This is a genomic window from Tractidigestivibacter sp., assembly GCF_057241865.1.
Map to the genome: position 1 here is coordinate 21,022 of NZ_DBHHPX010000032.1, position 9,198 is coordinate 30,219.

Sequence of the window (9,198 nt, forward strand, 5' to 3'; positions counted from 1 at the left end):
GCCTGCCGACCCTAGTGCTTCCCGCGGTACTTGCGCCTCGTGGCATGCGTGCTTCCCTTTCTCGCACCAGCCTTGAGCCGCTTCATGACTTCCTCCTCGCTCGTCCCCTCAAACTGGCTCTTGAGTTCGACGAGCTGGTCGCGAATGCGCGCGGCCTGTTCGTAGTCCATGTTCGCCGACGCGCTGGCCATCTCCTCCTCGAGCGACGCGATGACGCGCACGACCTCTTCGCGCGGGAGCTTCGAGAGCTCGGCGGCAACCGCTTCGGCCGTTGACAGCTCCGCAGGCGCGCCCTGCTCGGACGCCCCCTCCCCCGATGCCGTATAGAACGCGCCATCCTTGCGTTGGCGCTTGCCCACGTTGGCCTGTGCCTCGGCGAGAAAGCCCGAGATGTCGTTTATTGCCTTGCGCACCGTCTTTGGCTCGATGTGGTGCTCCTCGTTGAACTTCTCCTGGAGCGCACGGCGACGACGGGTCTCGTCGATGGCCTCACGCATGGAGTCCGTGACCTCGTCGGCATACATGATGACCTCACCCGAGACGTTACGAGCCGCACGACCCATGGTCTGGATGAGCGAGCGCCTGTTCCTGAGGAAGCCCTCCTTGTCCGCATCCAAAATGGCAACGAGCGAGACCTCGGGGATATCGAGACCCTCGCGCAGGAGGTTGATGCCCACAAGTACGTCAATCTTGCCTTCTCGCAGGTCACGAATGATATCCACGCGGTCGAGCGTAGCGGTGTCCGAGTGCATGTAGTTGACACGGAACCCCTCGTCCAGAAGGTGGTCTGTGAGGTCCTCTGCCATGCGCTTGGTGAGCGTGGTCACCAGCACACGCTCGCGCTTGCTCACGCGCTCTCGGATCTCGGATATGAGGTCATCTATCTGACCGTGCACCGGCCGTACCTCAATCTTGGGGTCGAGAAGGCCTGTGGGGCGAATTATCTGCTCGACCTCCTGCTGCGTCACCGACTCCTCGTAGTCTCCCGGCGTGGCCGAGACATAGATGAACTGGGGAATGCGGGACTCAAACTCGTCAAAGCGCAATGGTCTGTTATCAAGTGCCGAAGGCAGGCGGAAGCCATGCTCTACCAGAGTCACCTTGCGAGAACGGTCGCCCTCGTGCATGCCGCGAATCTGCGGAACCGTTACGTGGCTCTCATCGATGATGCAGAGCATGTCCTTAGGGAAGTAGTCGATGAGCGTGTAGGGTGGCTCGCCGGGCGCGCGCCCGTCCAGGTGTCGCGAGTAGTTCTCGATGCCGTTGCAGTAGCCCATGTTCTCGAGCATCTCGAGGTCATAGGCCGTGCGCTGAGAGAGCCTCTCTGCCTCGAGCAGCATGTTGTTGGCCTTGAGCTCGACCACGCGCCGCTCGAGCTCCTCCGAGATGGTCTTCAGGGCATGAGTGATCTTGGGGCGCTCGGTGACGTAGTGCGAGGCGGGCCAGATGGGTATGGCGTCATACTCGCGTATGACCTCCCCCGTCATGTTGTCCACCTCGGCAATCTGCTCGACCTCGTCACCAAAGAACGCGATGCGCAGGGGATTCTCGGCGTAGGGTGGGAAAACGTCCACGGTATCCCCACGAACGCGGAAGGTACCGCGCTGGAGGTCGTAGTCGTTCCGGTCGTACTGGATATCGATGAGGTCCTTTATGAGATCATCCCGCTCGAGGGGGACCCCCTTGTCCACGTTGGGCGCAAGGCCGGCGTAGTCCTGGGGGCTACCGATGCCGTAGATGCACGAGACGGACGCCACCACAATCACGTCACGCCGCGAAAGCAGGCTCGATGTTGCCTGGTGGCGCAGCTTCTCGACCTCCTCGTTGATTGAGGCGTCCTTCTCGATGTATGTGTCACTCTGGGGAACGTAGGCCTCTGGCTGATAGTAGTCGTAGTAGCTCACGAAGTAGACTACGGCATTGTTGGGAAAAAGCTCGCGCATCTCGCTTGCCACCTGTGCTGCAAGCGTCTTGTTTGGCTCCATGATGAGCGTGGGGCGCTGCACGGCCTCTATGGTCTTTGCCATGGTGAACGTCTTGCCAGAGCCGGTGACACCCATGAGGGTTTGGTAGCGCAGGCGCTCCTCCACGCCATGCGCAAGCTTCTCTATAGCCTGTGGTTGGTCTCCCGCAGGCTCAAAGGGCGAGACGACCCTGAACGGCGTACCAGCACGCTCAACGCCAAAGCGCTTGAGTTCTCCGCCGAAGCGCTCCCCTGTATTCAAAGGCACCGCCATAGACCTCCTCCTTTCCCCTGAAGCCAGAGTATAACAGAACGCATGTTCTATTTCTAGGACACGCCCGTGTTTCTTGGCCGGTCCCTTCTGTCGCCCGCTAGGCTACCGCATTTGCTGCTCTGGCCAGCCTACTGGTCAACGACCAGACCCGTGGGATAGCTCTCTTTGTAGCCTTGGTATGCATCGTTCACGCGCCGCAGGTACTCGCGCGTCTCCGTATAGGTGATGTTGTCGGCAAGCTCGCCCGGCTGTGCAAGCCATTCCTCGACCTTTCCCATCCCCGCGTTGTATGCGGCAATCACCTCATCCGTCGAAGAGAGGTTGCCTTCGAGAAATGCCAGGTAGGCAGTACCGTATTCGATGTTTGTTGCCGGGTCGGTGAGGTTGGACGGATCATATGCGCTCGAATCGACCAGCCCCATGCGCGCAAGCTCCGAAGAGGTCTGCGGCATCACCTGCATGAGACCGACCGCACCGGCCGAGGAATAGGCATTCTCGTCCCAGCCGGACTCGCACTTTATGATGGCGGCAATCAGCAGGGGGTCGACACCGTGGCGTTCCGAAGACGCCTGGATGTCCTGCGCATGGCTCACGGGATAGAGGGTTCGGCGGGCCAGCGAGGTGGGCGTTGCCGCAAGGATGGCGCACGCGATGACCACCACGCACACAAGCGCAAGCGGAACCACGCGATACCAGCACCAGAATCGGTGCCCCCGCGCACGACTGCGTCGCTTGTGGGGCTTGTACCCCTTTGTGCGAGAGGAACGTGCGCTCATCGGCTTGCTCCCACCGCGGGGGCCTTACGTTTAGCAGGACGTTTCCAGCCAGCCCGGTCACGTGCATCCCACCAGGCGTGAACCTGGGCTACCAGGTCCTTCTCGTCATTGGCGTTGTCAAACACCATGTCTGCATGGGAACGCAGGTACTCGTCAGGGGGCTGCAAGGCCACGCGACGGTCGAAGTCCGCGGGATCCATGCCGCGTCCCTGAGCGCGCACACGGCGCACGTCGAGTGGGGCCACAACGCAGAGCACCTCGTCTACCTGGGAGAGCATGGCCTCCACGCGATCGAGCAGCGGAACTTCCACCACGCAAACGGAAGCCTTGCCTGCACGGTCCTCCTCGTCCAGCGCGTCTGCAAGGGCCCTCGAGATATGCGGCAGCTCTATGGCCTCCAGCCGCGCTCCCCCCTCGGACGTGGAAAAGGCCCTGCGTGCGAGCAGCGTGCGGTTCAACTCGCCTGTCGTGGGGTCGGCCAGGTCTGCTCCAAAGGCCTGGCAGACAGCATCGGAGCAGGCGCTTCTCGGCGAGAGGACGCTGCGGGAAATCTGGTCGAGGTCTATGCGAGCAGCCCCAAGGCCCTCCAGAATCCGGGCTACAGTCGATTTGCCCGAGGCAATGCCTCCGGCGAGAAACACCTTGTACACGAGTCGCCTCCTGCTGTGGTTATGCCGCGGTCGCGGGTGGTGGCGCACCGGCTACGACTTAACCTCGAACTTCTCATGGCACTTAGGACATGTCACGCGAAGCCTGCCCTTCCCTCGTGGCACGCGGACTTTCTGTCCGCACGAGGAGCACTTCACATGCTTGTAGGTGCGTGCCTCCTGCGCCGCGCGACGGGGACTCTGCAGCCATGGCCTCATGGGGCCAAGGGCCTTGAGGAACGCATCGTTCTCGCTTATGCGGGCGTAGACATTCTTGGAGCACATGCGCCAGACCGCATAAATCACGAGTGCCATGGAAATCCAGCTGAGCCAGCCAGTGTGAACGAAAAAATCGATGATGACGAGAACGACCGCTACCCAGACAGAGAGACTGGCAAGGTCGTCCGGCCCGCGGCGACCGCTCATGAACTCCTGCGCCTTGCGGTTGAAGTCACCCTGTGTCATGTCTCCCCCATCATCTGTGCCGCTGTCCTGGCGATTTTGGCCTGCGAGCAGTGTGCCGATGCGTTCATGTCTACCCAAACGACAACGGAGTTGCGGGCAGCAACCTCTTCTCCGCGGTTTCTCGACGTTTAGAAGTTTCTCGAACGTTTGGGGACGGTTAACCGGCGAGAATCCAGCCTCACCCGCCCCCTAATGCCCCTTAATCGAGTCCAGGAATTCCCGTACGCGCTCGGAGGTGGGATGCTCGAAGAACTCGTCAGGCTTTCCCTCCTCGACAATGGCACCGTCGGCCATGAAGACCACACGGTCGCTCACGCGGCGCGCAAATCCCATCTCGTGCGTAACGACCACCATGGTCATACCGCCGCGGGCGAGCTCCACCATAACGTCCAGGACCTCGTTAATCATCTCGGGATCAAGCGCGGACGTGGGTTCGTCGAAGAGCATGGCCTTGGGGTGCATCGCCAACGACCTCGCAATAGCCACACGCTGTTGCTGGCCACCCGAGAGCTGGGCCGGCATCTTATCGGCCTGCTCAGCCACGCCCACGCGACGCAGGAGCTCCATGCCCTCGGCACGCGCCTTGTCGCGCGACGCGCCCAGCACCTCGACAGGACCCATGGTCACATTGTCGATGATTGTCCGGTGGGCAAAGAGGTTGAAGGACTGAAAGACCATGCCAATCTCGGCACGCGTGGCGGCAAGCTCCCTGCCCTCCTGCGGAAGCGGCTTTCCCTCAATGAGGATCTCGCCGGAATCGATGGCTTCAAGCCGGTTGATGGTTCGGCACAGCGTGGACTTACCGGACCCAGAAGGGCCAATGACAACGACGACCTCTCCCTTCCCCACCTTGAGGTTGATGTCCTTGAGCACGTGAAGGCTGCCAAAGTGCTTGTCCACGTGACGGAGCTCGATGACGGGCATGCTCTCCGCAGCGGTCGCTTCGCCGGTTTGCGTCTGTGTCAACGTAGCCTCCTTTGGCTAGACGGGATTCTCGTTCGTACGAGAAATGATGTTCGTGCCGGAGCGGCGCGCCATCGAGACTGCAAGGTGGTTGATGGCGTAGTTCACAAGGATGTAGAGAATCGCCACCACAAAGTACACCGAAACGAGCGCATCGTAGTTGGTGATGAGTACGCGTGCGTTCTGTAGCATGTCGGGGAAGCTCACCACATAGGCAACCGTCGTGTCCTTCACAACGACCACAAGCTGCGAGATAAGCGAAGGAATCACGTAGCGTACGGCCTGCGGGAACACGATCTTCATCGTGACCTTCATCTTGCGCATGCCCAGCGAGTACGCAGCCTCGGACTGCCCCTTGGGAACGGCGTTCATGCCCCCGCGGAAAACCTCAGCAAGCACTCCGGAGGCAGCGAGGCCCACCGGCAGCGTAATCATCCAGAACGAACTCATCTTCACGCCATAGGTGGGAACCACCAGGAAGAAGAAGTAGATGAGAAGGAGGCTCGGCACGCCGCGGAAGAAGTTGATGATTACGCGGCAGATGCCGGAAAGCACGCGAGAGGAGCTCATGCGTCCCAGCATGAGAAGGAAGCCCAGCACGATGGCGATAAGACCCGCCGTGAGAGAGACCTCAATGGTGCCGAGAAACCCGCGGCCCAAGAATACCCACGTGGTGGGTCGTGCAAAGAGCTCCCAATAGCGTGGGGCAAGCTGTCCGGTAACGTAGAAGCGCCGGATGATAAGGCCAACGCCTACAACGACAAGCACCAGCGAGATGGCCGTCCAGAGCCGGATTCGTCCGCGCATGCGAGGACCGGGGGGCTCGTACAGCGCATCACGCATTGAAGTCGACTTGGTTGCGCTCATCGGGCGATCCTCACCTTCTTGTCAATGGCGTTGCCAATCACGCCGATCACGAATGCCGTACCCGCGTAGAGCACTGCCGAGATCACAAAGGGGAGAATGCCGCCGACGGTACGGGTGTTGATGTAGGAGACGAGGCCTGTGAGCTCGGGCGGTGACAACGGGACCTGGGAGCCGAGGGCGGTGGTGAGCAGTACGGCAACGGCGAGGTTGGTCATGGGAAGCACGGCCGAGCGTAGAGCCTGCGGAATTACCACAAGGCGCAGCATCTTGCCAAACCCCATGCCAAGCGAGCGCGCGGCCTCGATCTGCCCCACGCCAATGGTGTTGATACCACTCATGAAGTTCTCCGACCCAAAGGCCGAGGCAACCAGAATCACCGTCACAATCACGCAGAGCCTGTAGTTCATCACGATCTTCAGGTACGGCAGGGCATACACCAGGATGATGAGGAGCGAGACGCCAGGGATGTTGCGAAATACCTGCACGTAGAGGTCGCCAACGACGCGCAGAGGCTTGATGGGGCATACGCGAAACACGGTCACTATGAGCGCCAGTAGCATGGCGAAGACAAACGATACAAGCGACATCCACCATGTGCCGAGAAGCGCTTGGACATACATGTCCCCATACTCAGACAGCAACTCCGAGATGCTCAAGGCTCCCCCTCTCCAAATACCAGCCAAGGCCCCCTGCGCCATGCGACGCAGAGGGCCCAGACCAGATGTTGCCTGGCGTTAGGCACCAATCGCGGGCGGCTCGGGAACGGCATCGATGCCCGTGCGGTCACCGATGCAAATCTTCCAGAGTTTAGCCCAGGTGCCCTCATCTTCGATCTTCTTGAGCCAGGTGTTTACGAAGGCGACCCCATCGGAGTCGAGCGGCAGACCAATGCCGTAGGGGTCCTCAGGACCAAAGGAATCGCCGACGAGACGGTACTTGCCAGGGTTCTTGACGATGGAGCTCATCTGCATGGTTGCATCGATGACGTAGGCGTCAACGCGACCCTGCTCAAGGGCCGTGCGGGCCTCCTCGTCGGTGCTGAACTCCTGGACTGTCGCGGTAGGTGCGTACTCGGCAAGGATGCTCGGGCCAGTGGAGCCGGACTGCGCGGCCACGGTTTTGCCCGCAAGGTCATCGACAGAGTTGATGTCGGTGTTGTCAGCGGTTACAAGGATGCCCTGTCGCGTGGAATAGTACGGACCAGCGAAGGAGATGACCTCCTTGCGCTTGTCGGTGATGGAGTAGGTAGCGAAGACGGCGTCGACCTGGTCATTCTGAAGGACAGACTCCCGCGTGTCAGACGTCACCTTGGTAAAGTCGTACTTGGACTCGTCGCCTAGGATGTAGCGGACGAGCAGCTGCGCAAGGCCAGCATCGAAGCCACGGAGCTTGTTGTCTGTCTCGTCAAGTGAAGCAAAGAGCGTGGAGGTCTGAACGCCACCCAGACGGAACGTTCCGGCGTCCTTAACCTTCTTGGCCCAAGCGCTCGAGGAGACCGCTGCGTCATCGGCAACGTCACCGGCAGCGAGCAGGCTGTCGAAGGCTTCTTTGTCAATCTGGGTCGAGGCAGCGGAGTCCGTGCTCGACGAAGATGAGGAAGACGTGCTGGTAGTATTGGAGCTGGTGTCGGTGCAGCCGGCAAGCGCAACAACACCTGCAGCGGCAGCGCTGCCAAGGCCAAGGCGGATTGCCTGGCGACGGCTCACGGAAGTGCTCTTGAGTGACTTCATTGGAGTCTCCCCTCTCTTTTGGTGATGCGACAATCCCCCTCTACCCCTCCCCAGGGCAGCTCAGCAGGATGTCACTCTTTTCCTAGTGTAACAATCGGAATTACTACTTACGCGCAGGGAATTCCGATAGCTAACCATTTGGAAATCAGATATCAGGTGCCTGACCTTTTTCTCTATACCCAAAGCCTGACGCTGAATCACCAGAGATACAAAAGCAGGGCCGAGAAACTCGACCCTGCGGGGTTGTGGCACTGCGTATGACGCTTAGGCGCGATACTGGCGAATCATCCAGATCGCCTTGGAGAGGCTCGCGATGTAATCGTCCATGAGGGCGCTCACCAGGTGGTTGCTCTCGTTGTCTGCGGCAACCTTAATTGTAGTGACCTCGTCGAGAAGCGCCGAGAAGTCTGCAAGGACAATCTGGAAGACCTCTGTGCTACGCACAGGTGCATCGTTGCGTTCCTTGATGCTTGCCATGGAGAGGACTTCGCTCATGCTTGCGATGGGCTTGCCTCCCAGTTGAAGGATGGTCTCGGCAACATCGTCAATGATGGGGAGCAGGGAATCGTAGAGCTCCTCAAGCTTGGCGTGAACCTGGAAGAAGTCGCTTCCAGCAATGTACCAGTGAAGGTTCTGCAACTTGTGATACTCGACGGTAATGTTGGCAAGAAGGTGGTTAAGCTTGGTTTCCATAATCTTCTCCTGTGTAATGTCTTTATTAGTACTTATTCTTACTTACTGTAATCACTATCCCACAGGAGAGGTCTTCTATTAATGGTAATTAATATTATTATTAGTGTTCTACACATTTTACACACATCTGTGGCACCGAAGGGATGCCCTGGCCCAAGCCAAGCGGGTCTCTTCTGAGACCGTCAGGAGTATGCAGAGCATTCGCTCGTACCCTGTTTCTCTATCCGCCTCGCAAATCGTTCGCCCGTGATATGTCATCCCCCGATTGGTGTCAGGGTTCGAAAAGGCAGACCACGAGCGACGATTTTGCACCGAGGGGGCCAAACATGCAGCGCGGGTCCCTCACTGCCCTCCGCGCCTCCCCGCTGTGCATAAAAACGCTTTATCGAAGGGAAATTCTCGTTCCCATGCACAAAACTGGCCTATCGAGGGGAATTGTTTTGCGTGAATATCAAAGATGTAATCACAGTATGCACATTTACACATTTTCTGTGTAAATTATGCAAAACTATGTAATAATAGTTCAATAATTGATACTATGACCACAAAAAGGTCCCGCGATAGGCCGGTTTTGTGCATGAGCATCCCAATTTTCCAGCGCTACGGCACTTTTGTGCAGGAGGCCACGCCCGTTGGTAACCAGATGACAATCGCACGGCGAGCACACGGGCCAATGCCAGTCCGGTTCTATCCTGCTCGTGCCACAAATACGGCGGAAACTACAGCGCCCAACCACACATGCCCCCATGCGGACGCCAAAAAAAGGGCTCTTCCGCGTTTCTAGTGGGTAGCACAGGCGAGTGATGTCTGCGCCGAGAAG

At 59.1% G+C, this 9,198-nt stretch carries 9 protein-coding genes; all 9 read right to left on the reverse strand.

From position 1 onward, the window contains the following. Positions 1–11 precede the first annotated feature (11 nt). Positions 12–2,231, reverse strand: a complete 2,220-nt coding sequence (gene uvrB, locus ACO59D_RS10035) for an excinuclease ABC subunit UvrB (protein WP_485126858.1) — start codon at positions 2,229–2,231, stop codon at positions 12–14. Positions 2,232–2,365: 134 nt separating this feature from the next. Continuing rightward, positions 2,366–3,013 carry a lytic transglycosylase domain-containing protein gene (locus ACO59D_RS10040; RefSeq protein ID WP_485126859.1) on the reverse strand — a complete coding sequence of 216 codons (648 nt, stop codon included), beginning with the start codon at positions 3,011–3,013 and terminating at the stop codon, positions 2,366–2,368. After that, positions 3,010–3,663, reverse strand: coding sequence for a dephospho-CoA kinase (coaE, locus tag ACO59D_RS10045; protein ID WP_485126860.1), 654 nt, complete (start codon positions 3,661–3,663; stop codon positions 3,010–3,012). The genes ACO59D_RS10040 and coaE overlap by 4 nt, the downstream gene beginning before the upstream one ends. Before the next feature lie 51 nt (positions 3,664–3,714). After that, positions 3,715–4,125: a zinc ribbon domain-containing protein gene (locus ACO59D_RS10050; protein WP_130812521.1), complete on the reverse strand. Its 411-nt coding sequence runs from the start codon at positions 4,123–4,125 to the stop codon at positions 3,715–3,717. 189 nt (positions 4,126–4,314) lie between these two features. Then, the gene (locus ACO59D_RS10055) at positions 4,315–5,049 is read right to left on the reverse strand and encodes an amino acid ABC transporter ATP-binding protein (RefSeq protein ID WP_485126862.1); all 735 of its coding nucleotides are present in this window, start codon (positions 5,047–5,049) and stop codon (positions 4,315–4,317) included. A 57-nt stretch (positions 5,050–5,106) separates the two neighbouring features. Continuing rightward, positions 5,107–5,895: an amino acid ABC transporter permease gene (locus ACO59D_RS10060; RefSeq protein ID WP_485126861.1), complete on the reverse strand. Its 789-nt coding sequence runs from the start codon at positions 5,893–5,895 to the stop codon at positions 5,107–5,109. 56 nt (positions 5,896–5,951) lie between these two features. Next, entirely contained in the window at positions 5,952–6,611 is a 660-nt protein-coding gene (locus ACO59D_RS10065; protein WP_130812523.1) for an amino acid ABC transporter permease, read from the reverse strand. Positions 6,612–6,689: 78 nt separating this feature from the next. Next, complete coding sequence (locus tag ACO59D_RS10070) at positions 6,690–7,685, reverse strand: glutamate ABC transporter substrate-binding protein (RefSeq protein WP_130812524.1); 996 nt, start codon at positions 7,683–7,685, stop codon at positions 6,690–6,692. 264 nt (positions 7,686–7,949) lie between these two features. Beyond that, positions 7,950–8,378, reverse strand: a complete 429-nt coding sequence (locus tag ACO59D_RS10075) for a Dps family protein (protein WP_130812525.1) — start codon at positions 8,376–8,378, stop codon at positions 7,950–7,952. Positions 8,379–9,198 lie beyond the last annotated feature (820 nt).

Bases quoted from the DNA above. Each gene is read 5' to 3' on its own strand.
- ACO59D_RS10040 (WP_485126859.1), bottom strand. From the start codon at position 3,013: ATGAGCGCACGTTCCTCTCGCACAAAGGGGTACAAGCCCCACAAGCGA.
- ACO59D_RS10050 (WP_130812521.1), bottom strand. From the start codon at position 4,125: ATGACACAGGGTGACTTCAACCGCAAGGCGCAGGAGTTCATGAGCGGT.
- ACO59D_RS10055 (WP_485126862.1), bottom strand. From the start codon at position 5,049: ATGCCCGTCATCGAGCTCCGTCACGTGGACAAGCACTTTGGCAGCCTT.
- ACO59D_RS10060 (WP_485126861.1), bottom strand. From the start codon at position 5,895: ATGCGCGGACGAATCCGGCTCTGGACGGCCATCTCGCTGGTGCTTGTC.
- ACO59D_RS10070 (WP_130812524.1), bottom strand. From the start codon at position 7,685: ATGAAGTCACTCAAGAGCACTTCCGTGAGCCGTCGCCAGGCAATCCGC.
- ACO59D_RS10075 (WP_130812525.1), bottom strand. From the start codon at position 8,378: ATGGAAACCAAGCTTAACCACCTTCTTGCCAACATTACCGTCGAGTAT.